The sequence below is a fragment of the Bradyrhizobium sp. BLXBL-03 genome (assembly GCF_051853015.1).
Taxonomy (GTDB): Bacteria; Pseudomonadota; Alphaproteobacteria; order Rhizobiales; family Xanthobacteraceae; genus Bradyrhizobium; species Bradyrhizobium manausense.
This window is the reverse complement of sequence record NZ_CP182470.1, coordinates 922,730-947,048: the sequence shown is the minus strand read 5'-3', so window position 1 is coordinate 947,048 and position 24,319 is coordinate 922,730. Positions and strand designations below refer to the sequence as shown.

Below are 24,319 nucleotides of genomic sequence, written 5' to 3'. Positions count from 1 at the left end.
CCATATGCGTGTGCCCAACGACAAGAACCCAACGCCATGACTCAATGCACATGCGCGAGGAAGAGGGTGAGGTAGAGGCTCCATGTCCTCATTGCTCAATGACCGCGGGCTCCGTGCTCGCTTCCATGCCTGGGTTCAACGCCTCCGTACTCCCCCCATGTTCAGGCACTATCACCGCCATCATCCCCATTCATCTCACACGAGAACTAGTGGGTTACTCCTTGGCGTAGCGCCTCCCAACATGACCGAGCAGACCTCAATCCCACTGGAGTAACTTCAAGCCTCGCCAACACGAGCGCATAACGCCTTGTCTCCGAGTTTGATGACGATTGGTGGTCGATACCGCAGCCACGGCAAAACCATTCTATTGCGGCTCAGCAGTCCGTCATCAATTCTCCAGGCGACGCCATTGCCACAGCATTAGGTCTAATTTCTTGATGGCTGTGAAAGTGACGAACTGCTCAAAATGCTGGTCAAATGCATCAATTAGCTCTGAGATGCCTCGGATTCCCTTAGCCTTCGCATGAAAACCTTGAAGCACGAGAAAGTTGTCGATTGCGGCGTTCAGCCGTCTTTCCGGGTTAGTCACGGTCACTGCTCTAATGCCTAGATTTCTGCAAACCTCCTTATCGTAGACCGGACACTCAGGGTTGATTGTAGCCACGAGCTTTGAGGCAAAGGATGGATGCACCTCCCCCCAACGAGCGAAGATCTCTCGAATCACATCCTCGAATGTGAGGGTGACATTGTGCTTCTCGCGTTCTAGCAGATCGAAGAACATGCGATACCAGTCGGCCGGCTTGCTGCGCATCTTATAGAAGCGGTTGAAGTTTCTTCTATAATCTGAATTTTTAGAAACGTCGGACGTCAAAAGGTCTTTCTGCAGGTTTGCGTATGTCTTCAGGTCCGATATACGCGCACTAAGCCGCTCCAAAATGACGTCGCGATCACACTGCATGCCTTCGATGATTGCGCTAGTATTCATAGAATAGTCGCCTCTGGGGACGCCAATTGTCCGTCTGCTCATATCTACCAAAGTTCTCGAACGCAGAGGGACGAACACCTATCCGCCTTAGCTCTCGTAATTCCGATTCGATGGAACACTTGCCAAGCCCCCTGATTTCGCTGAACAAGCCAGATGCTACGTCCTGCCCGCTCGGATTTGGCATCGAACAAAACCTTCATTTGGAGCATCAGTCGTGCGGCGCTTCGACCACCAGCTTTTACCATCCGGCGAGATGCCGCCTCCGTTTTGCAGTGCGCAGAGACAGCCGAGCCGATCATGCATCCTGTCACATCGAGTATCCCCGCTCGGCTTTTGAGCCTGTTTCGCCGAATGCGATTGGTCATCGCGATTGATAGTTGACGACGGCGGATTGGTCGAAGGCTCCTTCGGCTTTTGGGATAGCTCCGGAGAGCTCCCCGCCAGCGTTGGCTTAACCAACTGCCACACCGGATAGAGATCGACGGTTGGCCGCTCGGTCGGATGATCGGGGTTAAAGTTCGACAGGCTGATAACGTTTTTCGTGTCTAATCTTGCGGTGATCGTTTCGCTGGACTTCATCGAGAAAGTGCCCTTGTCGATGTACTCCGCAAACTTGGTGTACCCCGCAGGAGTTTGCACCCAGGATGCCTTTGTCGGAGGCCCCCAGAGATAGAACCCAGTAGCCAAGCCGGTCGCCGAGACATCAGTAATGATCAGCATCGCATTGCGGCCTTTGCCACCCCATCCCCGCTTGCTGGACCACACTCCGACAAACTTCGAATTCGTTCCCGCCGAATCCGACTTGCCAGGATCGATGGTGAATTCCGGCATCTTCAATTGCTGTTTGGCCGCTATTGCCGCTACTCGCTGACTGTCCTCAGGTGTGAAAGCTCCGCGATCAGCCGTTGCTGCGCTGGCGACCGGCGCTTCCTTTGGCGCACCGCTGTCGGTGTTGAGCTTAGATTCGAGGGGCGCAGGCACAACAGGTGAGATGGGGACGCTTGAAACCGGAGCATTCGGAATGCTTGCTGTCGGTCCTTTAAGATAGATCTCCTCCTTCGACAGCGACCCGTACACAAAGGGCTGCTGCTCGCGCTTCGTAGCCGTCATGACATCATCACGAACTCGACGAAAAAGGAATGAGATTTCCAATCCGGGTGTCTCGATATGCCGAAGGAGCGCGGTCGTGAAAGGGCTGTTCTTCCCTTCCCCATCACTCGCGGTTGTCCCATCACGAGCGGCATATGCAATAAGCACATTGTCGGTTGGTTCCGTCGGGGCCAATCCCCGTGCAACGGCGCGGGTGGCCAACGACCGCTTCATTTTTGCTTCAAAAGGGTTGTTGCGACAGGCGTCGAGAATGATCAATCCCAACTGTCGCGCCTTGCTAACCTGAAGATTAACGGACCTCAGGCTAACGGCTTCGCTTTCGACATCTGTGTCGTTCCTCAATTCCGCGTCAGTCGGAATCAGCCAATTTTCTCCTCCAGCCTCCATGCCATGGCCTGCGTAAAAAACGACCGCCATCATGGAGCCTTCCGCAGCGCGGCCGAACTCGACAATCGCTTTGCGCATATCGACGGCGGTGCCGTTGCTTACTTGCGTGACCTTGAAGTTTAGGCGCTCCAAAGCACGAGCAACGTCCGCCGCATCTCGTGTTGGATTCGGAAGAGTTGGCACTCTCATGTACGCCCCGTTGCCGATGACCAACGCGACCCGCTCGGCGCCGAGCGCTGGTACCGAGATCAACAGCAGAAAAGATAGGATAAAAGTAAGACGGCTCAACTATGTCTGCTCCGCAAACCTATGGGCAGGCTCTCAGCTCTATTGAAGGGCCCGAATAGTATTCAATCGGTTACTGATCTGGTTGACCTGTAGCTGCTGTATCAGCTGTTCTGCTCTACCATTGATAGCTCGTCGGGGCCTGGACTCGGCAGTCCTGGGAGCTAGTCTAGCCCGTTTCCTTGCTCGTTCCCTCGCACTCAATTGTTCGGCTGTTAGCGGAACATCGGGGACAGCGAACGCAAAGGTCAACTTGTCAGTGTTAACCTCGGAGAGCGAGCCAAGCCCGCCGGGGCCGGTAAAATGAGTTAAGGTCCACGTTGGGCCGACGGCGTTCACGTTCTTGGTCACAATAAAGTTGATGTATCCGCCAAACGCGCCTTGATCCGATGCCTTCGCGGTCGTCTTAAGATAGTTGCTCCCAAGCGCCAAATCGACGGCTTGTCTAATCCCTAGGTCGCCCGCAAGATTCGTGTCGGCATAGCTAGCACAGTCAGTGATCTTAGAATTGACTTTGCCTTCTCTATACTCGATTTCGTTGTCCTCGACTTCATCTCTCAAATCCAACAGGGAGAAAAAGAGCTTCTCAGAGAAGAACTGCTCTCTTGATTGTTCCAATTTGGCCCCTGCGCTAAATGTGAATGGACCGTTGAGATAGCTGGCTGATGGAGCCAGACCGCCCGTATCATTGACCGTTAGATCGAGTTGCACCGCAACGTCGTATTGGCCGGTGAGCAGCTCAAATTCGTGCGGTGCGCCGGGCGCAATCAGATTCGCGAGTTCGCATGTCACTCTTCGCACGATTGATGAAACAGTCGGTGCCCCACTATGGGGGTCTCTTGGAATGTCATAAGAGGGAACAATGCCGGCGCAACCTGGAAGGATGATCGGTAGCGCGGCGACAAAAGTGGCTACTTGCCGGCGCACCGACATGCGCATTCTCTTCCTCTTCAACCGAGAGTCGGACAACCATTCACACATGGATTTTGAGGATAGAAATGAGCAGTCGCGTCAGGATGAAATTTTTTAGCTAGCTTCTGACAGCCATAATCGTCCGTGGGGGCAGAGCTGCACCGCTCTCCCACACCCGGTATGTTCATCACGCAACATCTGTTGGGACGCACAGCAAGCGTCTGAAAATCGTCCGCAGAATGAATCCCGAGTTCCTCTCGCCAAGAACGCATATTGGCTTGGATCTCATCGTCGCTCAGCGGTCGGACTATACGATACGCCTTTGAGAATGTTTGCTTCAGTCGGTTCAACAAGCCCCCTGGTAATTCGGGCGCTTGAAGCACTGAAGAGTCATCTGGCGGCTGTCCCGTCTTTTCCATCGCCCCCCCAAGCATCAGGATGCGCAATTATGTCATCCCGCTCACGACACGCAACCAGAAAGTGAGATTGTCAAAGCCCTGCGGCCGACTGCCGGGCCAAGCGAGGACCGCCGGTGCACTCAAGGCTTCCCCTTCCGCACCAGCATTAGCAGCCGGTCAGGCGTCGTCTTAAGGGCTTTGGCCATGCGGGCCAAAACGACAACCGTCACGTTCCGCTTCCCGCGCTCCACTCCGGCCTCTAACGTGATATCCTCTCGGCACCGGCCAGCGGCCTTTCGCGCTCGCCGAACCGACTCTGGCACCACCCCGATATGCCAAAAGACCGCGCTCGAATACCTCGCAGGCAGGGAGTTTAACTAGGGCATGTTCATTGAGCGGCAGGCAGCCGCTTGATGTCCGCTTAAGCCCAACAGCGGCGGAGAAGCAGAAACCTTCCGATGTCGCTGAAGGGCCAACAGCAGAAGTCAACGTGGAATAAGAGGGCGCCAACTCATGCGGCATTACTCATTTGGCGGCGGCGTATTGTTTAGCAATTGAGACACAGCGGTCACGACCTGCGCAGGCGCGAATGGCTTGGTCAGAAGAACGCTGCTGGGCACGCCACACGACGCCCACTCGTCAGCAGCAGCGCCGGTCATGTAAACTACGGGAAGGTCGGCGGATAATTCTCTCGCGCGTTTTGCCACCTGCCAGCCCGTGTGTGCGTCCTGCAAATTAATGTCTGTCACAAGCGCGCGGTATTTATGGTCGTCGTCAAGCAGCGCTAGCGCCTCCTGGCCGGAGGCAACTACCTCGGTCTCGAAGCCTCCCTCTGCCAGCGCTTCCCGGACCATTGCCGCAATGAGGTAATCGTCCTCGACAATCAATATCCGCAATGGATTTTGCACGGCTCGCCCTCCAGCCCACTCCGTTGTGGCTGCGTGCTAAGTACAAAAGTGCACACAACGTTCCAATGCATTTGGGCAGCCCCGGGCATCTGGGGAGACAGCCTTTTTGACGAGCGCTCAGGACCGGTTCCATGTTTACCAGATCATCCCTTCTGACATAGAGAAGGTCACTGAGCAGTAGTTAAGGGGCAGCCAATGGCTTCGGTGTTTTTGGTGGAAGATGAAGTACTCATCCGCATGATGGTGGCTGAAATGGTGACGGAGCTTGGCCATACCGTCGCGGCCGAAGCCGGTGATTTGCCTTCGGCATTGGAGCACGCAAATGACGATGCCTTTGACCTCGCCGTGCTCGATGTAAGGCTAGGCCGCGATAGCATCGCGCCTGTGGCGGAGGTTCTCGCGCATCGCAACATCCCGTTCGCGTTCGCAACGGGTTATGGAGCGGACGGAGTGCCAGAGGAATTTAGCGGACGACCATGGCTGCAAAAGCCGTTTGCGATAGAACAGCTTGAACGCTGCTTCGCTCAATTGTTGCCATAACCACAAGCAGACGCCATCGAAACAACCATCAACCGAGGCGGCTTTACTCACTGGTCCTGTTCTCGTCCCAATGCAGTGTGGCCCGCTCTGTTTTAAGGTCTTCGACGACTTCAGCCATCGGGGCCAGCGCCAGTCTGATCGTCTATCAGGGGCCCGACACGCTTGAGGGCGGCAAGCTCTTTGTCAATACTGATGCACCTATTGCACATCAGGAGGCCGATCTGCCTCCGGCGGTTGGCTCTCTAGCCAATCGGCAATGACCTTATACTCCCGTTGCATTTTTTTGAGTTCTTCTCTCGTTTGTTTGTGCTGTGTCAGGGCAGCCTGCACTTGGCAATTCCGCTCTAACGCGCGGTACACACGATGAGGCATTGTGACTTCCCCCTCGCGAAGGATGCCGCCAGCAAACACCTTGTTCGTGATTCTGGAACTTAACTATGTGAATCATTCGGAATTTTTGCGGAGCAAGCCTCTCGCGGGAAAGGCTCTTGTGTTTTCCTCCCGAGGAACGTGTCGGGGACAGGAAATCGCGTCAGTACGTCTCGGGCTTCCCTGACGAACTTTCGTAACACTTCTATTTCGTCGATTTCTTGTTGGGACGGACGACAGACTCCGCGCCGTACTAACATGGCCGCGCTCCCTGGTTGTGCAGGGGGAGCGCAATCGGTCTCTCAGCCATCGGCGCCTACGGACAGAGCCGTTGCCAATGATGTTTGGACTATGCGCCTTTCTGGCAATGGTTGCTACGGATTTCGGACACCCCGACATTATTTACGCACTCGGGTCACACGCTTCGGAAATATCCGTTGAGGGTCAATCGCGACGTTTGGCCCGGTTTAAGTTAGGTCCGGTCTACGCCTCACAGCCGACATGTCCTCGACCGCCGGATACGGCAGCGATGGGCCAGACTCGGACGTCTCTAGCTAGAACGTACCTAATAGCGGCAGGCGGACGTGAAACTCTGCGCCACCGGCGGTCTTGTTCTCCGCCCATATCTGACCATCATGGGCTTCAACGATCGCACGGGCGATGGATAATCCCATTCCCATGCCGTGGGACTTGGTCGTGTAAAATGGTTGAAACACCATTTCGGCGTTGTCGACGCCGGGGCCGTTGTCCGATACGGCGATCGCAGCGGAATTCTCGACGCGCATTGTTGTCACGACAATTTTGCGGTTGACCCGCGGCATGGCCGCCGTCGCGTCCATGGCATTCAAGACGAGATTGATGATGACTTGCTGAAGCTGAGTACGGTCGCACTCGACCAGCAATTCTTCCGACTGGGTCTCGCTGCCGAGATCCACCTCCCGTGAAGTCGCCAACCTCGACAACAACTCGACCGTATCTCGGACAATTCCATTGAAATCGTTCGTTTTGCGCTGAAACGGGGCCTTGGCCAACAACTCCCGCACCCGGTTTAGTACGTCGCTGGCGCGCTGGTTATCTCGCTTGATTTCGGCCAGGATTGTCTTGAGCTCCTCCAGATTCGGCGCAGACGAATCAAGCAAGACCCTGCCGGACTCGCTGTTTGTAAGAATGGCCGCGAGCGGCTGGTTCAATTCGTGTGCAATCGTCGCAGCAAGCTGGCCCGCCACGTTGAAGCGATTCATCTGAGCCAACTCCGAGGTGCGCTTTATATTTTTCAGCTCTGCAGCTTCGGCCCGTCGCCTCAATTGATCGACCTCGAGGAGACGACTGCGCAATTCGCGCTGAGTTTCCCTGTGCTCATGAATATCGGTGCAGCTCCCGATGTATCCCAGGAAAGAACCGTCCCGCGCATAACGAGGAATGCCGGTGTCAAGGATCCAACGATACGCGCCATCATAACGACGCAAGCGATATTCCATCCGGAATTCCTTCCGTGCGTCAAAATGGCTGATGTAAGTTTGCAGGCAGCGATCAAGATCCTTCGGATGAACGCCCTCCGACCAGCCATCGCCGATCTCTTGCTGGATATCCCGGCCCGTAAAAATCAACCAAGGCAGGTTAAACCAGACACATTGCTTGTCTGTGTTGGACACCCAGATCATCACCGGGGCTACATCCATGACCTCACAGAACCTCGCATCCAGTCCGCTAGGGAACTCGAAAGGAGGATTAGTCGGGACTGAGCCACTCAAAGAGATGCGGCGCTTCATCACTTGCTCTAACTTTGATACTCGCGCCAGATGTTAAGCGCATCCAGGCGTACGGCCAAGCGGCCGCTGGTCCGCTTCGGGTCAACAACGCCGTTTTGACCAGCGGTGGGGAGCTTCCGCTTTACGCCCGCCCCCGGACATCTCGCCGCAATGCCCTAACGGAAGCGAGGGGCCACTAGGCGATCAGTTCGTTTGAGTGGCGAGGCAGTGTGGCCTCCTGCTTGGCGCCGACGATCAAACGCTTCTCGTAGTGGATAGCCAGCTCCAGCAGACGACGCCTAATAAATGGATCAGCGTTGTCGGCAAGCTCTTTGATTGTTCGAATGCGCTCGCGGCAAAAATCATCATCCATTTGAAATGGTCTCCTCGGAAACCCCTGAGACTGAGGATCCAAAAAGCGCGGATTTTAGGGAGCGCCCTAGATGTCCCCACTATCCACCGCCCCGCCTTTCGGAAAGAGCGTTAGGGGCACCTGTTAGGGGCAGCGTCAGGGTACGTCAGTTACCCAGCGCAAAATACCTCAATAATTTCAGACAGTCATAGCCGCCGACGGGATTTGGCTGGGGAACCTGGATACCCGGACAAGCTAGGTCACTTCATATCGCGGGTACTTCGCAAGGGCTGCTGCTTGGTCCTCAAGCTCAACACCATGATAACCGTCAGCCACCGTTCGCCCCTCAAGCGCGTGCCCCGAAATCACATCAAGCGTGCGGCGGTCAATGCCCTCCCTCACTCCAACCGGCTTGAAGCGATGCCGCCAGCCATGGTTTGGCGCAACGCCCTCGTCAGGCACAACCTCGCGAGCAAACTCCGCAAGCCGATTCTTGATACCTTGAAGCGGTCCCAGCACGTCGCCGTCCTTTGACCGTCGTAGGAAGAGGTGACCAGCGGGCGCTAACTGGACGAACTTCACGAAGCCCATCTCCACGAGATGAGGGTGCAGCGCTACATCCCGAGCCTCGTTGGTCTTCACGGTGCCGGCCTCGGGCGTGACAGTCAGAAACCAGATGTCACCATTGCGTTTGAGGTCCTCCTTCCTCAGTTGCGCCATCTCACCAACACGAGCGCCTGAGTAAGCCATAAGCCACGGCACCCAGCGCTTCGCCGCGAACGTCTCGGGCAACTCTCCACCGCGCTTCACGTTCAAGCTCGCCGCAAGGATTGCCTTTGCCTCAGCTTCCGTGAACGCTTTGCTGCGCAGCTTGCGGGGCTTCGACGCCTTGAGCGTCACACCCTCAGCAGGGTTGTCGTGCATGCGCCCGTTGGAGACCGCCCATCCGAACACTGCCTTGAGCCCGGAGAGGTCGCTGTCCTTCACCGTCTTCGCTGAGATAGGCTTCCCGGTGCGAGGATTGATGGCTGCTAGACGATGATCCTTGAAGGCAATCACATCGTTCTTCGTTACGCGGCTGCAATCATCGTGGCCGAGGAAAACAACAAACGCCGACATCGAATTGCTGTAGCTTTCGTGCGTACTAGGCTTGAGATTGCGAGCCTTTGCCTCCACCCACCATCCTTCGACCAACGAGGTTAGGGAGCCGCCTTTCGCTGGACCGGGCTGCTTCGTGTTCGGCGACACCCACGCAGGGAAGCGCTCAGACTTGGCATCAGGCGTGTAATCGCCTTGAGCATTTCGCAGGCGGGCCTCAAGCGCATCCCGCAACGCCAGCCAGAAGGCACGCAGCAGGAGACCACGCGATGCATCGTCAACCCGGCGAATGCCTTCAGACAACAGCAGACGGTCAACGAGCAGCCCTAGACGAATCTCTAGAGCCGCAGGATCGGGCGATTGATCGGGTGGAGGAAGGTGGTCGAGGCTGAGCCCGTGGCGCTCCGCTCGCGGCTTATCCATCTCGTGCTTACCAATGGTCTCTAAGCGCGCGAGACGGGACAGCGTTGCCTCAAAGATCGCAGCATCATCCCCAGGGTCATGCGGCACCGGATGCATCTTTCCGTCTGGCCCTTGCTCCACGGCCTGCGTCCGCTCGCGTCCCTCGCCTCTGGCCCATGCTCTGTAAAGGCGCCCGGCCATTGCCGTTGCTTGAGCGTTGGTGAGGGAAGTCGGGCTATCTTCCCGAAAGGCGCGAAGGACGCGATCCAGATATTGGTCGGCCGCAGCCACCCGCACCTTCACCTCTGCGGGATCATCTGAACGCAGCGAGAACCGGACAGCTTGCGAGCTGGCTTTGATTGTCACCGGAAGCGTCACGTCCCCGAGCGGAAAGTGCAGCGTGCGACCCACGAGCCGCTCCCGCACATCCACCGGAATCCGCCGAACATAGAGCTGGAACCGCGAGCCGTCGCGCTTCATTGGACGCACCACCCGATACAGCATGTTGCTCACCGTTGTTACACAGTCGGGCGAGCGCAAGTCACTGTAAGGGCTTAACTTATTGAAGGATCAGCAACCTTCAAGAGGATGGTGCCCAGGGGCGGAATCGAACCACCGACACTGCGATTTTCAGTCGCATGCTCTACCAACTGAGCTACCTGGGCGTGCTCCAAGAGAGGGGCCAAAGCCCATCGAGCGGGCGGTTTATAGTGGGCCGAGAGCTGCCTGTCCACCCACGCTTCGCCTTCGGCTTCGCGGGGCGCGGCCCGGCTGTGTACAAGCTCGGGCGGGCTTGCCACGGCGTGCCGGCCGCCAAGATAAGATGTTGATATTACTTGCTATTCTACATCATCCACCTCGTCATCCCTGCCAGGGATGACGTAGGAGCCTTTCAGCCAGCGGTTCAGATCGACGTCGCGGCAGCGCGAGGAGCAGAACGGGCGGGTGGCTTGCGCCTGCGGCTTGCCGCAGATCGGGCAGGTTCTGAGGGGCGAGGCGGGCTTTTTGATTTGGTCGTCCATGGTCGGGATAGCTGTACACGAGGTCGGGGCATTCAAGGGCCCGGCAGCAAACGGGTTTCTCGGGCCGCCGCGCAAAATCCGCGCCGGCCGATCCTACTGTGCATGGGGTTGTTTTCGAGATTCCAGTCAGACCGTGGTGGCGTTGAGCCAGCCGAAGCGGATCGGGAAGCCCTCGCCGCCGAGCAGCGTCGTGGTCTCGTAGAGCGGCAGGCCGACCACGTTGGTGTAGGAGCCAACCATCTTCACGACGAACGAGCCGGCGATACCCTGCACGGCATAGCCGCCGGCTTTGCCGCGCCATTCGCCGGAGCCGATATAGGCCTGGATGTCGTCCTCCGAGAGCCGCTTGAAGCGGACGCGGGTCTCGACCAGGCGCTGGCGGAAGGCCTCGCGTGGCGTCACCAGGCAGATCGCGGTGTAGACGCGGTGGTTGCGGCCCGACAGCAGCCGCAGACACTGCGCGGCTTCGTCCACCAGGTTCGCCTTGGGCAGGATCCGGCGGCCGACCGCCACCACAGTGTCGGCAGAGAGGATGAAGGCGCCGCGCAGCTCGTCGTCGAGCTGCACGGATTTCAGCGCGGCATCGGCCTTGGCCCGCGCGAGGCGGTTGGCGCAGGCGCGCGGCAGCTCGCCCCGCCGCGGCGTCTCGTCGACGTCGGCCGGCCGGAGCGCATCGGGGTCGATGCCGGCCTGGTTGAGCAGCGACAGGCGCCGCGGCGAACCGGAGGCAAGTACGAATTTGGGCGGCCGAGCATCAGGTGATTTGGGGGATCAGGCAGAGGTGAATTGCGCGCGGAACCTATCGGAAGGGGGCTGATTTCACAACCCGGAACCCGGACTTTGCTGATTCGAGGTTTCCGACATGCGTGTGCCCTCGGTCTGTGACGCAGGTGTTACGGCCTCTATCCGCTCGCGGCGCCCACTTTCGCGAAACGCCGGCGGATCCGCATCAAGAGCTGGTCACAGACCTCGCGATAGGCGGCGAGCTTCTGGTCGCGGCTGCCCTCCATCGTGGTCGGATCGTGCGTCGGCCAATATTCGACGTCGGCGGCGAGCGTGCGGGTCAGCTCCAGCGCCTTGTGATGCGCCTCCGGAGACAGCGTGATGATGAGGTCGAAATTCAGCCCCTCCCAGTCCTCCAGCTCCTCGAAGGTCTGCGGCTTGTGGCTGGAGATGTCCTGGCCGAGTTCGGCCATCACGGCGACCGCGAACGGATCGAGCTCGCCTTTCCTGGCTCCGGCGGACTTTACGTAGAGGCCTTGCGGGAACATATGCTGGAGCAGGCTCGCGGCCATCGGCGAGCGCACGCTGTTCATCGCGCAGGCGAACAGCACCGATTGCGGATCGCGTGCGCGTGGCGGACCCGCCATCGCACCTAACCCTTCCAGTGCAGGACAGTGATGAGCGTGAACAGCCGGCGCGAGGTCTCGAAATCGACCCGCACCTTGCCCTTCAGCCGCTCCTGCAGCGTGCGCGATCCCTCGTCATGGATGCCGCGGCGGCCCATGTCGATGGCCTCGATCTTGTCGGGGGTCGCGGTGCGGATCGCCTGGTAGTAGCTGTCGCAGATCATGAAATAGTCCTTCACGATCCGCCGGAACGGCGTCAAGGACAACAGGTGCGCGACCACGGGCGTGCCGTCCTCGCGGCGGATATCGAACATCAGCCGGTTGCCGCTGATGCCGATATGCAGCGTGAACGGGCCCTTCCCTTCGGCGCCGTCGGGCGCGAACAGGTTCTGCTCGATCAGGTCATAGATCGCGATCGCACGCTCATGCTCGATGTCGGGCCCGGAACGGCCGATCGAGTCCTCGTCGAGGGTGACCGCAACGATGCGATTGGTCGAGTCGTCCTGTTCGGGCGGCTTTGTCATGACAGATTGAGGCGCAATCCAATCGAGCGCGAATGGGCGTCCAGCCCCTCCGCTCGTCCGAGCGTCATCGCAGCCGGCCCCAGCGCACGCAGCTGGTCCGGGCCGCATTTCAGGATCGAGGTGCGCTTCATGAAATCGGCGACCCCGAGGCCCGAAGAGAATCGCGCCGAGCGCGCCGTCGGCAGCACGTGGTTGGAGCCGCCGACATAATCGCCGATCGCCTCCGGCGTATGCGCACCGAGAAACACTGCACCAGCGTTGCGAATTTTTGCGGCGAGCGCGTCGGGGTCGGTGGTCATGATCTCGAGATGCTCGGCGGCGATCGCGTCCGCAAGCGGGATGGCCTCGACGAGAGTTTTCACCATGATGACGGCGCCGAAATCAGCCCAGGACTTGCCGGCAATCGCGGCGCGCGGCAGCGTCTTCAGCTGCGCTTCAACGGCTTTCTCAACATCGGCGGCCAGGCGCGCGGAATCCGTGATCAGGATCGACTGCGCGCTGGCATCGTGCTCAGCCTGCGCCAAGAGATCGGCGGCGATCCAGTCGGCATTGCCGGTGTCGTCGGCAATGACAAGCACTTCAGAGGGGCCGGCGATCATGTCGATGCCGACCTTGCCGAACACCAGCCGCTTGGCGGCGGCGACATAGGCATTGCCGGGGCCGACGATCTTGGCGACCGGCGCGATCGTCGCGGTGCCGTAAGCGAGCGCGGCGACAGCCTGCGCGCCGCCGACGCGGTAGATCTCGGTGACACCGCCGAGCGAGGCCGCTGCCAGCACCAGCGGATTGAGCTTGCCGTCCGGCGACGGCACCACCATCACGAGGCGCGACACGCCCGCAACCCTGGCAGGCACCGCATTCATCAGCACCGAGGACGGATAGGCGGCAGTGCCGCCCGGCACGTAGAGGCCGGCGGATTCGATCGCGGTGTAACGCCAGCCGAGCTCGACGCCGAGCGGATCGGTGAAGCGCTCATCCTTCGGCAGCTGGCGGCGGTGATAGGTCTCGATACGGTCGCGCGCGAGCTTGAGCGCATCCAGCGTCGCCGCATCGCAGGCCTTTGTCGCGGCGTCGATCTCGGCGGCCGAGACGCGAAGGCCGGATGCATCCAGCGTCAGCCGGTCGAACTTGGCCGTGGCCTCGAGCAGGGCGGCGTCGCCGCGCCTTGCCACATCGTCGACGATGGCGCGCACGGCGGCCTCGACGTCGGCCGAGACCTCGCGCTTGGCGGCGAGGAAGGCCGCGAATCGCTGGTCAAAATCGGCACTGCTGCGGTCGAGACGAACGGGCATTTTTGGCTTGGCTTCTGCTGGTTTAGGGGGCGCAGTCCGGCTCACCGGCCCCCTGCTCAATGGCGCGGCGGGGAAGCTGCGTCAACCCTTTGCAACCCTTGGCAACCCTTGGCAACCCTTGGCGGGCTCGGCGGCAACCTGGGCTGCTTGCACTGGTATACCGGCCGCCTCACCCCTCCCCCTCGATCGCTACCCCCGTTCCCAGTTCGTCCGCCCCGAGATCGGTCAGCTCGCACTCCAGGCATTCGACGTCGAGGCGGATGGCGCCGCCCTGGGCGAACAGCAGCAATGCACTACCGCCAGGCTCCTCGTTGCGGCCGTCCTGGGGATGAAACTCGATGCCGACGAGGTCCAGGATCTTGTCCGGCGAGGCCAGGTCGATGTTGCGCGACTTGCAGGCCAGCACCCGGTCGAAACGAAGCGCCGACACCAGCCGGCGCGGCTCGGTCTCGCCCGCCAGCGTCTGCTCCCAGTCCAGCCGGCTCATGCCGACCACCAGGCGCTTCTCGCCCTGCCGCCAGATGATGTCGGACGGCTGGACGCGGGCGTCCTGCACATGGGTCGAGATCACGGCAAGATCGTCGGCATCGAGCGCGATCAGTTTGAGTGGGGGAGACATCACCGGCACTTCTCCTCGAGGGGCGAACAGGCCTCAACGCGCGCCGGCGCCGAAATATCCAAAAGCTCGCAGCCGGCGCGGCGGCTGCGAGCTCGAAGGATACACCGGTCAGCGTCGCTGAGACATCCCACCCCCGCCCGCAAGCAGAGCGATCCGCTCAGCTCTTGAAGAACGCCAGCAGATCCGCGTTGATGGCCTCGGCTTCCGTCGTCGGCATGCCGTGTGGAAAACCCTTGTAGGTCTTCAGCGTGCCGTTCTTGAGCAGCTTGGCCGACAGCGGCGCGGAATCCGCATAAGGCACGATCTGGTCGTCGTCACCATGCATCACCAGCACCGGCACGTTGATCTTCTTCAGATCCTCGGTGAAATCGGTCTGCGAGAACGCGACGATGCCGTCGTAATGCGCCTTCGCGCCGCCCATCATGCCCTGGCGCCACCAGTTCTGGATCACCGCTTCCGACGGTTTTGCGCCGGGACGGTTGTAGCCATAGAAGGGACCGGCCGCGATGTCGCGATAGAACGCCGAGCGGCCGGCGGCGAGCGCGGCCTGGAAGCCGTCGAACACGCTCTTGGGCAGGCCGCCGGGATTGGCTTCGGTCTTCAGCATCAGCGGCGGCACCGCGGAGAGAATCGCGGCCTTCGCCACGCGAGACTCGCCATGGCGGGCGATGTAATGCACGACCTCGCCGCCGCCGGTGGAATGGCCGACATGGAGGGCGTTGTTGAGGTCGAGATGCGCGGTCAGCGCCGCGAGATCGTCGGCGTAGTGATCCATGTCGTGGCCGTCGGCGACCTGTGCCGAGCGGCCGTGGCCGCGGCGGTCATGGGCGATGACGCGATAGCCGCGCGTGACGAAGAACATCATCTGCGCGTCCCAGTCGTCCGACGACAGCGGCCAGCCATGGCTGAACACGATCGGCTGGCCCGAGCCCCAATCCTTGTAGAAAATCTCGACGCCGTCCTTGGTGGTGATGGTGGGCATTGGGGGCTCCTTGAGTGAGTTCAGTCATTCCGGGGCACGCGAAGCGTGAACCTCAGGTGCGCAATCGCGCACCGGGGAATCTCGAGATTCCGGGTTCGTCACTGCGCGACGCCCCGGAATGACGGGATCAAATCAGGCGAACGCCATCGGCCTGTAGCGGCGCCAGGCGCCGATGGTCAGCACCACAAAGAACACCAGCACGATGCCCTGCACCACGGCGAACACGGGGCCCGACGGCGGCGCCGGTGGCACGGCGGGTGCGAGCGCGGCCAAAGCGGGGATCTTCAGGAACGACTGGATGATCAGCACGAAGACGTTGAAGTAGAGCGAGATCATCGCGGTCACGATGTAGATCGGCCGCCAGACGCCCTTGAGGTTCATGCCGTAGAGCGCGATGCAGGCGATCGCGAGCAGCACCAGCGAGATGCCGGCGATGATGTAGGAGGGCAAGAGCTGCTTGAACGGGAACAAAAAGCCCGTGGCATTGGTCAGGATGGTGAAGAGCAGGAAGATCGCGGTGAGGCCCGGCATCGGCTTCGAGCCGAGCAGGCCGAACATCACGACGAGGCCGGCTGCGATGGCGATCAGGCTGATGACGACATGGACCAGTGTGAAGGCTTGCAGGCTCATCCCGAGAACCATGGCATCTCTCCTATCTCTGCGTTGAGATCAGGAGATTGATATTACGCTCCTCATCGAATTGCCACATGCGGCACGATCACACATGCGCGTCCAGCCATGCGTGATCGTGCGAATCGACAAACGCATGACTGAATTTTTTGCAGCGCTGTCGCATGCGGCAGCCGTCTGTAGCCCGGATGGAGCGCAGCGAAATCCGGATTCTCGCGCCTCAGCGATTCTGTCCCGGATTACGCTTCGCTCCATCCGGGCTACGAGATCCAAGTTTTTCACACTTCCTTGGTGTCGAAGATCAGCAAATCGGCGCCGCCGCTGGCGAATTTCGGCACGTCGCTGGCTGCCGCCTTGCCTTGTTCGCTGCCGAACGCTTTCTGGATGTCGCCCACGGTGTCGAAGGTGAGGATGGCAACGAGGTGAATGCCCGAGGGGCCTGCGGGCGAGCCGACCGGCCCGGTGCTGACGGCGTATTTCTTCAGGCCGGGAAGCTTCTTGGCGAGCGGAATGTGGGTCTCGGCATAATGCTTGTCGAAGGCGGCAGCGTCTTTGGGCGTCTTGTAGAGCACGACGAGTTCGGCCATTGAGTCCTCCCGTTGAATATTTGTTCTTCCACGCGCGATTGGTCGCGACGCAGTGAGTGTCTGTGGGACACTGCAAGATGGCAAGCCACATTCGACTTGCCATCTCCTTGTCATATCCTTGACTAAAGCGCCGGTTTTGCGGCGTCGCCGAGATAGCCGTGCAGCGAGGCCACCACCTGTGCGCCCTCGCCGATGGCGCCGCCGACGCGCTTGACCGAGCCGGAGCGGACATCGCCGACGGCGTAGACGCCCGGCACCGAGGTCTCGAGCGGCGCCACCGGCCTGCCCTGGTTCTGCTCGGATTGCGCGCCCGTGACGACGAAGCCGCCGCGATCGAGCGTCACGCCGCAGCCATCGAGCCAGCCGGTGGCGGGGTCGGCGCCGACGAACAGAAACAGATTCTTGATATCGGCGGAATCCTCGTCATCGGACAGCCGGCTCTTCCAGCGGATCCGCCGCAGCAGCGAGGCCTCGTCGCCTTCGAGCGCCGTGATCTCGGTGTTGAACAGCAATTCGATGTTCGGCGTCGCCTCGATGCGCTCGATGAGATAGCGCGACATGCTGGCGCCAAGGCCGCCGCCGCGGATGATCATCAGCACCTTCCGGGCGTGGCCCGAGAGAAACACCGCCGCCTGTCCCGCCGAATTGCCGGCGCCGACCAGCGCCACCTCCTCGCCGGCGCACAGTTTTGCTTCGACCGGAGAGGCCCAGTACCAGACACCGCGGCCCTCGAACTTGTCGAGATTGGCGATATCAGGCCGGCGATAGCGCGCGCCGCTGGCGACCACCACCGAGCGCGACCGCAGGGGATCGCTGCCGTCGAGCGCCACGGCGAACGCGCCGTCCTTGCGCGTGCAGTCGAGCGACTTTGCGGTGACGGGGATCATGATGTCGGCGCCGAATTTTTGCGCCTGGTTGAAGGCGCGCGCGGTCAGCGCCAGGCCGGAAATCCCGGTCGGAAAGCCCAGATAGTTTTCGATGCGCGCGCTGGCGCCGGCCTGGCCGCCGAAGGCTCTGATGTCGAGCACGGCGACCGATAGCCCCTCCGACGCCGCATACACGGCGGTCGCAAGCCCCGCCGGGCCGCAGCCGACGATCGCGACGTCGTAGATGCGGTCATTGCGCGGGCCGCCGATCATGCCGATGGCGCGCGCAAGCTCGGTTTCGCCGGGGTTGCGCAGCACCGCGCCTTCAGGCGTGACGACCAGCGGCCAATCCTCCGGCTTGGGCGAATAGCGCGCGATCACCTCGGCAGCGTCGCGATCCTTGTCGGGATCGAGCAGATGATGCGGCTGGCCGTTGCGGGTGAGAAAGCCCTGCAAGCGCACCACGCCGGCCGAGTGCGAGGGACCGATCAGCACGATGCCGCCGACGCCGGCCTGGAGCAGATTGACCCGGCGCAGGATCAGCGCGCGCATGATGCGCTCGCCGAGCTCGGCTTCCGCAACCAGCAGTGCGCGCAGGCGCTCCGGCGGCAACAGCAGCGTCTCGACCTCGCCCTCGGCGCGGCCATCGACCAGCGCCGGGCGGCCGGAGAGCTGGCCGAGCTCGGCCAGAAACTGGCCGGGCCCCTGGTCGATCACCGGCGTCACATTGCCGAGCCCATCGCGCTGGCTGATGGCGACATCGCCCTTCAACACGACGAACATGCCCGGCCCCGGCTTGCCGGTCTCGAACAGCAGTTCGCCGTCCTTATAGGTGCGAAGCTCGCCGAAATTCCTGAGACGTTCGATCTCGGCAGGCGTCAGCGTCGGAAACGTCTGCTCGGGGCGGGTGAAACGCGCCATCTGCGCGTCGCGATCGGTTCGTTGTGATTCGTCTTGCCCCGTGGCCACTGCATGCACTCCAAAAATTTTCAGCCGCTCGCTTTCCGTCTCAGGTCTCGCCGGCGGTGCCCTCATCTAGGGACCCATCGCCATCTTGCGAGGGGTCGGCGCTTGCGGCGCGCTCGCGCGCCTGCGCCTTGCGCCGCTTCAGGTTCTCCCGCAGCGCCGACTTGAGGCGATCGTCCCGCGATGAGCGGTGTTGTCTCGTCGTCTTGTCGTTCTGGTCAGCCATCGCGGGTCCATACAGCGGGTCCGCAGTAACATGCCCTGCGATTGCGGCAGCTCAAGAGGCCCTGATGGTCCCAATCGTGCGAAATCCAAAATGGGTCGAATCCGTCGCACCGGCCAACTGGCCAGTTGGCGGGGCCGGAACCGAAATCGGCCGAAAAGTCGGTCGTTTCGAGCCGAAACAGCCGTAATAACCCCTGTATCGGCCCGATTTTCTCGTTTGGATGGGTCTTGCAAGCTTGCACAGCGGGGAGGCCTGTGGCAGATATCGGCCCGCTTGGTAGGCCCCCCGTAGCGGCCGATTCTGATCCCAGCACATGCTGCCGTAGCTCAGTGGTAGAGCACTCCATTGGTAATGGAGAGGTCGACAGTTCAATCCTGTCTGGCAGCACCATTTTTTCATCTTTGAAAATGAGCGTGACCAAGCATTCTCGCGGCACGAAACGCCCGAGTTTTGCGCGTCTGCATTGCCCTCCTTCTTTGAAGAGGGCGCAGGGAAGACCGGGTGCCGACGGGCACCCGCGGTCCGCTGCGCGAAAGTGTAGCGCAAGGAGACCGCACAGCAGCATACAGGTGACGCCGAACACGCGGCCTTCCCTGCGCGATGGTCGGACGGCTTATACCGTGCTCTCCCCGGCGACGAATTCTTGTTGTCACCGTCGCCTCACGGAATTCACCGACACCGCGCCGGTTGACGCCAGTGCCGCCTCCGCAAAGGCTTGACCGTAGCGACGACGGCCAGGACCACACGTCTATATTTTGGCACTTGGTGAAACACGCCGAAACTAAGAAAACCCTTTAAAACAGGCGGCTTTTGATTAGCCTGATGCGGGCTGTTTCAGCGGGCTTCACCAAAACAAGGGCCCGGCCCTAAGCCTTTCAGCGTCCGCACGACAAACTGAAAGCCTGAAAAAGCCGAGCCCTTTGGTCCCAAGCCTTAGGAGCCGAAACCACATGAATACTACCATCGTCCCCTCCCCCGCCGGCAAGCGGGGCCGCAACAGCAGCGTCATTCTGACCGACCGCCTGTGCGAGAAGCGTGTCGCCAAGCGCACCAAATTCTATGACCGCAAATGCCCCGGTCTCTACGTCAGCATCACCACCGCAGGCGTCGCGACCTTCTCCTTCAAGTTCACTGACCGGCAGACCGGCAAGCAGCGCACCGGCTGGCTCGGCGTTTACAATCAAGAGACCTTCACGGCCGAGGACGCCCGCAGCAAGGTCTACGGCCTCAAGGGCATGGGCGGCGAGGCCCTTGCGGAGACTTTCCGCGACCAGAAGACCGCGAAGGTGAAGCGCGGCAAGACCGTCGCCGAGATCATCGATGAGCGCATCGCGTGGATGAAGACGCCGGTCAAGAAGCCGGATGGCGAGATGCGCCCCCGGCTGGAGGCTTGGGAACATACGGCGAGCCACCTCGACCGCTTCATCCGCCCCCGCCTCGGCAAGAAGCTGGCCATGGAGGTCACCAAGCACGACATCGCGACACTGTCGAACGACATCGTCGCCGGCAAGTTCGGCAAGCCATCGGTGAGCAACGCCCGCCATATGCGGAAAGCAGCCTCCGGCCTGTTCAACTGGGCCGCAGAGGCAGGGCGCGACTACGTGACTGCCAGCCCGTGCGTAAATCTGCCGAAGCTGGACCCCGAGCATCCCCGTACCCGCGTCCTCTCTGAGGACGAGATCAGGATCTTCTGGCATGGGCTGGACCGCAATGACCTCCCCTATGACCGCCGGACGCGGCTCGCTCTCAAGTTCGAGTTGGTCACCATGCTCCGCTCTCGCGAGTTGCTCGGCGCGCACCGAGACGAACTGTTCGACCTCGACGGCCAGCATCCGCGCTTCGACGTTCCCCTCAAGCGGGTCAAGAAGCGGCGCGTGATCCAGCAGCCGTTGTCTGATCTGGCCGTTGAGATCATCAAGGAAGCACTGGCCTCTCATGATCAGGAATACGTTTTCGAGAGCCCCATGTACAAAGGCCAGCCGATCCACCGCAAGGCGATGGCCGACGCCCTGCGCGGCACCATGAACGAGAAGAACAAGGACAAGACCAAGACACCCGGCATCTGCGATCTGTTGGGACTCAAGCGGTTCACGCCGCACGACCTCCGGCGGACGGCGGCGACATTGGCCGGCGATCTCGGTTTTGACGATGCGGCCATTGCCAAGTGCCTCGATCATGCCATCAGTAAGAAGGGCGATGTGGTCGTCCCAACAGTCACGGGCAAGGTCTACAACCATTCCAAGCGGATGAAGGAAAAGCGCGCGGTGCTGGACGGAGTCACGGCGGAGCTGCGGCGGATCGTCGGGACGAAGGCCGCGAGCGGGATGCGGATGGCGGAGCGAGAGACAGTCGCCGTTGCGCTCCGATAAGTCGCATAAGCTGTGTAAAGCGTCCAATGCACGCTTGAAGTACCCGTGAAGCAGTGATCTTGGTTATAGATTGCACCGCACAGATTTATGGGGCGGCTTCAAGTGGGCATTTGGCTTATTATTCTGTCTCCATGGATTGCTTTGTTCTGCCTGATCCTATGGGACGTGTACCGTGCTGAACTCGTCTCTCGCTCGGCTGAGGTTAGCCCAACGAGCAATCCTGTTGGCGTTTCCGACGATTTCGCAGCTCTCATAGATACTCTCCGTCAAGAAGGACGCGCCCTCCGTCGAGAAGAGCAGCGCGAAGATCGCGGCAAAAAATTTCGAGAATGGGTGACCATAATCGTCATCACGATGACCCTGATCGCCGTCTGCTACCAAGTGTACGAGATGATCAAGGTTTACGAACCAATCAAGCAGCAGGCTGACGCCGCAAAAGACGCAGCTGACGCAACGGAGCGTGCCGCCGACGCGGCCACCAGACAATCCGAGATTGCAAGCAGGCAAGCTGAGAGTTCCGACAAGGCAATGCTTCAGGCGCAGCGCGCTTGGATTGGTCCACGCGACACGAGGCTCGAAGCAAAGCCTGCAGCGGGGCAAAAAAACAAAGCAATAGTTGAGTACCAAAACACTGGAAAAGAGCCCGCCCTTGCGTTCGTATACGATGTGGCTCCTGTTCTAGCTACAGCAGCTGAAGACACGGACGGCACGCTTGCCCGTGTGATGACTGACTTTATGTGGAAGTGCGTCGGTATCCAGCCGCGACCGTTGGCTGGCGTCGTTTTCCCGACCTCGGGATTTAGCTCCTCACAACTCAGCCTCCCATTGGACGAAAAGTTTATGGACGCGGACGTTGAAGCCGGAAAAAAGACGCTCCTGATTCAAGGGTGCTTCGCATATCAAACCGGCAATGCCACCCACCACAGCGCCTTCTGCTATTTTTACAACGCAAACAGGTCAGACTTTAGTCACCTCAACGTTTGCTCAGGCGGCAACCACGCCGATTGAGTAATCAGGACTACATCGAAACAGATAACGCAATGGATCAACGGATGCGAAACGCACCAGACTGTCGCGTTTGATTTTGCGCGCCCGCCGAACTTGCACGTCGGCTCACGAGCGGGAGCGTAATATGAGATGCAAGGACTCCTCTTGTGTACGGCTATGCGTTCAAGCGCAGCATTCTGGTCGCGCTGCGGACCGCGCAGATTTCGGCGAGCCATCCGCCGTCAACGTGGTGGCTGGAAGAACGGTGAGGCCATAAATGTCGAACCTAAACGAAGACGGTTCGTCCTCTTCAGATGGACTAGATCAGTTTTTTCGCGCCGTTGAGCCGACGATTAGCGATGCAGAAGATTACTTAAAGGTCGCTCGCGGCACTGTCGCCAATATTCGTCAGGACAGCGACTTTCTAGCTATCGTCAAGATGCATGCGACCATCGAGCCGCTTTTAGGAGATGCGCTCGAACAGTCTGTGACGAGAGCACTGAAGCATCCAAAGGTAAACTTCCCCGGCGGCGAGGCGTTGGCAGAATTCGTGGTCGGCGCGAATTTGGAGGCCAAGATTAGGCTTGCATTGAAATCGGAGATAATAAGCGATGACAATGCTAAGTTCATACGTGCTCTTGCGCGCGTAAGAAATTACTACGCTCATGACGTCGCGAATATGCAGAAGAACATTCATGATGCTGCAAACGACGCTGACAAGCAGGGAGATGGGCTATCCATACTGCGCGACCTGATGTCGAGTTCGTCGGGCACGAAACAGAAGATTACGTCGAGACTAGCGTTCGTCTACTTGAAACCATTCATGTTTCTACGGTTTGCGAGCTTGCTTGCCAACCTTCTGCACGGAATTCGACCGCCGCCGGCCCTGTCGGGGGTGATGGGAGGGCTACTGGGCTTACAGGGCGACGCCAGCGAGCCAGATAACTCCTGATGTGCAACCTCTACACCCTGACGACCGACGAGGAGCGCAATGTTTGGATGCGAGCGCCTTGGAACCAGGCGAAGGCATTGCAGCGACCATTGCCCAACGACGCGCTCCGGATCGTGATGCGCGGCGCGGACAAGTAAGACAAGGCGGCGGCATGACAGAAATAGACACAGCAGAAGCGAAACTCCGACCAGCCAACGACAATCCCTGGTACTGCCTTGCAACCCTGCACGGTGAACAGCCCCTGGACGGGTTCGACAGGGAGCTTGCCGAGAAGAATCGTCAGTCTTGGAATCGATGGCTCGGCGACATGCCTGAAGGCGACCGAACCAACTTCGTGTCTGCCTTCAGGCGCAGAACGAGCAAAAAACTGTTGCCGCCTGAAAGAGCCGGAATTCCTGACTTTTCTCAGACCTACTTTGACCGTTATGTTTCGTTCAATGGCTTTTCTTTTGGGCCGGGCGCAAATTTCACATCGTCGAAGTTCTCAAAAATCGCCGACTTCGCATCGGCAACTTTCCTCGATATCACCGACTTTAGCTCGGTCACGTTCGCCAAAGATGCCGATTTTCGGTGCGCGTCATTCTCCAACATGGCTCAATTCAATTCGGTCGTGTTTTCGGACTTGGCTGGCTTCGAAGCCACCACATTCCACCACGCAGCTCACTTTGATGCGGCCATTTTTTCTGACGGCGCGGATTTCAGCCATGCAACATTCAAACAGTTGAGCGCCTTTAACTCTGCGACGTTCTGCGGCAGTACCGACTTCAGCTCGGCAACCTTTCACGGACCAATCGACTTTAGCTCGGCGACGTTCGCCCGCGAAATCCACTTCGTGAACGCGAAGCTAACAGGAGTTACGCACTTTGCCCGCGCGCAATTCGAAAGTCGGGTTCCGGATTTTCGCGGCGCGACTCTTCATGAGGCAACCGAATGGCATGACGTAACATGGCCAGGGCCGCCCGAGACTAAAGGCGACGCTCAGAAACAGGTCTACGCTTATGAGCGCCTCAAGCAAGAGATGGAGCGGCTCAAGAAGCACGAGGATGAACAGAAGTTTTTTCGCAGAGAACTGCGGGCGCGCCGAGGAATAGTTCGCGTGTTTTCGGGAAACTGGCTTCTCAACCTATTCTACCAAATTTCAAGCCATTACGGTGATAGCTTTAGCAGGCCTTTGCTTTGGCTGATGGCGTCATTTGCCGGAGGCATCCTCGTCTATACGAACGCGCCGCTGTGCAATGGACACTCGATGCCGCTTAAGCTCGCCGCGCGCCTGAGTTTCGCAAACATATTTGTATTTCTACCCGACAAACGCGAATTGTTGGCATTGCCCGAAATGATCGTCTGTCTGTCGAATTGGACGGCCGCAATAAGCGCAGTTCAGTCGATTTCCGGCGTCGTGTTTCTTTTTCTGCTTGGCTTGGCGTTGCGTAACAGATTCCGCATGAAGTGATCGG

At 59.8% G+C, this 24,319-nt stretch carries 23 protein-coding genes and 2 tRNA genes; 6 read left to right on the top strand and 19 right to left on the bottom strand.

The window, feature by feature from the left end:
* Positions 1–388 precede the first annotated feature (388 nt).
* From ACNJX9_RS04535 to ACNJX9_RS04520, 4 genes are all read right to left on the bottom strand, one after another.
* Positions 389–985 carry a hypothetical protein gene (locus tag ACNJX9_RS04535; RefSeq protein ID WP_439407953.1) on the bottom strand — a complete coding sequence of 199 codons (597 nt, stop codon included), beginning with the start codon at positions 983–985 and terminating at the stop codon, positions 389–391.
* Positions 986–1,141: 156 nt separating this feature from the next.
* Positions 1,142–2,770: a caspase family protein gene (locus ACNJX9_RS04530; protein ID WP_439407952.1), complete on the bottom strand. Its 1,629-nt coding sequence runs from the start codon at positions 2,768–2,770 to the stop codon at positions 1,142–1,144.
* 39 nt (positions 2,771–2,809) lie between these two features.
* Positions 2,810–3,706 (bottom strand): hypothetical protein, encoded by an 897-nt coding sequence (locus ACNJX9_RS04525; protein WP_439407951.1) that lies wholly within the window; start codon positions 3,704–3,706, stop codon positions 2,810–2,812.
* 892 nt (positions 3,707–4,598) lie between these two features.
* Positions 4,599–4,985 carry a response regulator gene (locus ACNJX9_RS04520; protein WP_439407950.1) on the bottom strand — a complete coding sequence of 129 codons (387 nt, stop codon included), beginning with the start codon at positions 4,983–4,985 and terminating at the stop codon, positions 4,599–4,601.
* A gap of 195 nt (positions 4,986–5,180) precedes the next feature.
* Between ACNJX9_RS04520 and ACNJX9_RS04515 the strand changes: the two genes are divergently transcribed.
* Positions 5,181–5,525, top strand: coding sequence for a response regulator (locus tag ACNJX9_RS04515; protein WP_439407949.1), 345 nt, complete (start codon positions 5,181–5,183; stop codon positions 5,523–5,525).
* Positions 5,526–6,448: 923 nt separating this feature from the next.
* Here ACNJX9_RS04515 and ACNJX9_RS04510 read toward each other — a convergent pair.
* From ACNJX9_RS04510 to ACNJX9_RS04440, 15 genes are all read right to left on the bottom strand, one after another.
* Positions 6,449–7,663, bottom strand: a complete 1,215-nt coding sequence (locus ACNJX9_RS04510) for a PAS domain-containing sensor histidine kinase (RefSeq protein ID WP_439407948.1) — start codon at positions 7,661–7,663, stop codon at positions 6,449–6,451.
* Positions 7,664–7,838: 175 nt separating this feature from the next.
* Positions 7,839–8,015: a hypothetical protein gene (locus ACNJX9_RS04505; protein WP_439407947.1), complete on the bottom strand. Its 177-nt coding sequence runs from the start codon at positions 8,013–8,015 to the stop codon at positions 7,839–7,841.
* 234 nt (positions 8,016–8,249) lie between these two features.
* The gene (locus ACNJX9_RS04500) at positions 8,250–9,998 is read right to left on the bottom strand and encodes a tyrosine-type recombinase/integrase (protein ID WP_439407946.1); all 1,749 of its coding nucleotides are present in this window, start codon (positions 9,996–9,998) and stop codon (positions 8,250–8,252) included.
* Positions 9,999–10,083: 85 nt separating this feature from the next.
* Positions 10,084–10,159 (bottom strand) — tRNA-Phe (locus ACNJX9_RS04495).
* Positions 10,160–10,333: 174 nt separating this feature from the next.
* Positions 10,334–10,516 (bottom strand): DNA gyrase inhibitor YacG, encoded by a 183-nt coding sequence (yacG, locus tag ACNJX9_RS04490; protein WP_057759772.1) that lies wholly within the window; start codon positions 10,514–10,516, stop codon positions 10,334–10,336.
* Between the two features lie 126 nt (positions 10,517–10,642).
* The gene (locus tag ACNJX9_RS04485; RefSeq protein ID WP_439410007.1) at positions 10,643–11,224 is read right to left on the bottom strand and encodes a Maf-like protein; all 582 of its coding nucleotides are present in this window, start codon (positions 11,222–11,224) and stop codon (positions 10,643–10,645) included.
* Positions 11,225–11,418: 194 nt separating this feature from the next.
* Complete coding sequence (locus tag ACNJX9_RS04480) at positions 11,419–11,886, bottom strand: arsenate-mycothiol transferase ArsC (protein WP_057759778.1); 468 nt, start codon at positions 11,884–11,886, stop codon at positions 11,419–11,421.
* Between the two features lie 5 nt (positions 11,887–11,891).
* Positions 11,892–12,389 (bottom strand): UPF0262 family protein, encoded by a 498-nt coding sequence (locus tag ACNJX9_RS04475; protein ID WP_057759780.1) that lies wholly within the window; start codon positions 12,387–12,389, stop codon positions 11,892–11,894.
* Positions 12,386–13,681 (bottom strand): histidinol dehydrogenase, encoded by a 1,296-nt coding sequence (gene hisD / locus ACNJX9_RS04470; RefSeq protein ID WP_439407945.1) that lies wholly within the window; start codon positions 13,679–13,681, stop codon positions 12,386–12,388. Before hisD ends, ACNJX9_RS04475 begins: the two co-directional genes overlap by 4 nt.
* A 169-nt stretch (positions 13,682–13,850) precedes the next feature.
* A complete protein-coding gene (locus ACNJX9_RS04465) occupies positions 13,851–14,300 on the bottom strand; it encodes a DUF2948 family protein (protein WP_057759785.1) in 450 nt (149 codons plus the stop codon).
* A 157-nt stretch (positions 14,301–14,457) separates the two neighbouring features.
* On the bottom strand, positions 14,458–15,282 hold the full coding sequence (locus ACNJX9_RS04460) for an alpha/beta fold hydrolase (RefSeq protein ID WP_439407944.1): 825 nt from the start codon (positions 15,280–15,282) through the stop codon (positions 14,458–14,460).
* A gap of 132 nt (positions 15,283–15,414) precedes the next feature.
* The gene (locus ACNJX9_RS04455; RefSeq protein WP_057759790.1) at positions 15,415–15,924 is read right to left on the bottom strand and encodes a hypothetical protein; all 510 of its coding nucleotides are present in this window, start codon (positions 15,922–15,924) and stop codon (positions 15,415–15,417) included.
* A gap of 266 nt (positions 15,925–16,190) precedes the next feature.
* Positions 16,191–16,499, bottom strand: coding sequence for an EthD family reductase (locus tag ACNJX9_RS04450; RefSeq protein ID WP_057759793.1), 309 nt, complete (start codon positions 16,497–16,499; stop codon positions 16,191–16,193).
* Positions 16,500–16,621: 122 nt separating this feature from the next.
* Positions 16,622–18,286 carry an FAD-dependent oxidoreductase gene (locus tag ACNJX9_RS04445; RefSeq protein WP_057759796.1) on the bottom strand — a complete coding sequence of 555 codons (1,665 nt, stop codon included), beginning with the start codon at positions 18,284–18,286 and terminating at the stop codon, positions 16,622–16,624.
* Positions 18,287–18,374: 88 nt separating this feature from the next.
* On the bottom strand, positions 18,375–18,557 hold the full coding sequence (locus tag ACNJX9_RS04440; RefSeq protein WP_439407943.1) for a hypothetical protein: 183 nt from the start codon (positions 18,555–18,557) through the stop codon (positions 18,375–18,377).
* A gap of 315 nt (positions 18,558–18,872) precedes the next feature.
* On the opposite strand from ACNJX9_RS04440, the gene ACNJX9_RS04435 reads away from it, so the two are divergent.
* From ACNJX9_RS04435 to ACNJX9_RS04415, 5 genes are all read left to right on the top strand, one after another.
* Positions 18,873–18,947 (top strand) — tRNA-Thr (locus tag ACNJX9_RS04435).
* A 560-nt stretch (positions 18,948–19,507) separates the two neighbouring features.
* A complete protein-coding gene (locus ACNJX9_RS04430; protein WP_439407942.1) occupies positions 19,508–20,926 on the top strand; it encodes a tyrosine-type recombinase/integrase in 1,419 nt (472 codons plus the stop codon).
* 102 nt (positions 20,927–21,028) lie between these two features.
* Positions 21,029–21,934 (top strand): hypothetical protein, encoded by a 906-nt coding sequence (locus tag ACNJX9_RS04425; RefSeq protein WP_439407941.1) that lies wholly within the window; start codon positions 21,029–21,031, stop codon positions 21,932–21,934.
* A 256-nt stretch (positions 21,935–22,190) separates the two neighbouring features.
* The gene (locus tag ACNJX9_RS04420) at positions 22,191–22,865 is read left to right on the top strand and encodes a hypothetical protein (RefSeq protein ID WP_439407940.1); all 675 of its coding nucleotides are present in this window, start codon (positions 22,191–22,193) and stop codon (positions 22,863–22,865) included.
* A gap of 43 nt (positions 22,866–22,908) precedes the next feature.
* Positions 22,909–24,315, top strand: coding sequence for a pentapeptide repeat-containing protein (locus tag ACNJX9_RS04415; protein WP_439407939.1), 1,407 nt, complete (start codon positions 22,909–22,911; stop codon positions 24,313–24,315).
* The last annotated feature ends 4 nt before the right edge of the window (positions 24,316–24,319 follow it).

Bases quoted from the DNA above. Each gene is read 5' to 3' on its own strand.
- ACNJX9_RS04535 (WP_439407953.1), bottom strand. From the start codon at position 985: ATGAATACTAGCGCAATCATCGAAGGCATGCAGTGTGATCGCGACGTC.
- ACNJX9_RS04525 (WP_439407951.1), bottom strand. From the start codon at position 3,706: ATGCGCATGTCGGTGCGCCGGCAAGTAGCCACTTTTGTCGCCGCGCTA.
- ACNJX9_RS04515 (WP_439407949.1), top strand. From the start codon at position 5,181: ATGGCTTCGGTGTTTTTGGTGGAAGATGAAGTACTCATCCGCATGATG.
- ACNJX9_RS04510 (WP_439407948.1), bottom strand. From the start codon at position 7,663: ATGAAGCGCCGCATCTCTTTGAGTGGCTCAGTCCCGACTAATCCTCCT.
- ACNJX9_RS04505 (WP_439407947.1), bottom strand. From the start codon at position 8,015: ATGGATGATGATTTTTGCCGCGAGCGCATTCGAACAATCAAAGAGCTT.
- ACNJX9_RS04500 (WP_439407946.1), bottom strand. From the start codon at position 9,998: ATGCTGTATCGGGTGGTGCGTCCAATGAAGCGCGACGGCTCGCGGTTC.
- yacG (WP_057759772.1), bottom strand. From the start codon at position 10,516: ATGGACGACCAAATCAAAAAGCCCGCCTCGCCCCTCAGAACCTGCCCG.
- ACNJX9_RS04480 (WP_057759778.1), bottom strand. From the start codon at position 11,886: ATGGCGGGTCCGCCACGCGCACGCGATCCGCAATCGGTGCTGTTCGCC.
- ACNJX9_RS04475 (WP_057759780.1), bottom strand. From the start codon at position 12,389: ATGACAAAGCCGCCCGAACAGGACGACTCGACCAATCGCATCGTTGCG.
- hisD (WP_439407945.1), bottom strand. From the start codon at position 13,681: ATGCCCGTTCGTCTCGACCGCAGCAGTGCCGATTTTGACCAGCGATTC.
- ACNJX9_RS04465 (WP_057759785.1), bottom strand. From the start codon at position 14,300: ATGTCTCCCCCACTCAAACTGATCGCGCTCGATGCCGACGATCTTGCC.
- ACNJX9_RS04460 (WP_439407944.1), bottom strand. From the start codon at position 15,282: ATGCCCACCATCACCACCAAGGACGGCGTCGAGATTTTCTACAAGGAT.
- ACNJX9_RS04455 (WP_057759790.1), bottom strand. From the start codon at position 15,924: ATGGTTCTCGGGATGAGCCTGCAAGCCTTCACACTGGTCCATGTCGTC.
- ACNJX9_RS04450 (WP_057759793.1), bottom strand. From the start codon at position 16,499: ATGGCCGAACTCGTCGTGCTCTACAAGACGCCCAAAGACGCTGCCGCC.
- ACNJX9_RS04445 (WP_057759796.1), bottom strand. From the start codon at position 18,286: ATGGCGCGTTTCACCCGCCCCGAGCAGACGTTTCCGACGCTGACGCCT.
- ACNJX9_RS04440 (WP_439407943.1), bottom strand. From the start codon at position 18,557: ATGGCTGACCAGAACGACAAGACGACGAGACAACACCGCTCATCGCGG.
- ACNJX9_RS04430 (WP_439407942.1), top strand. From the start codon at position 19,508: ATGAATACTACCATCGTCCCCTCCCCCGCCGGCAAGCGGGGCCGCAAC.
- ACNJX9_RS04420 (WP_439407940.1), top strand. From the start codon at position 22,191: ATGTCGAACCTAAACGAAGACGGTTCGTCCTCTTCAGATGGACTAGAT.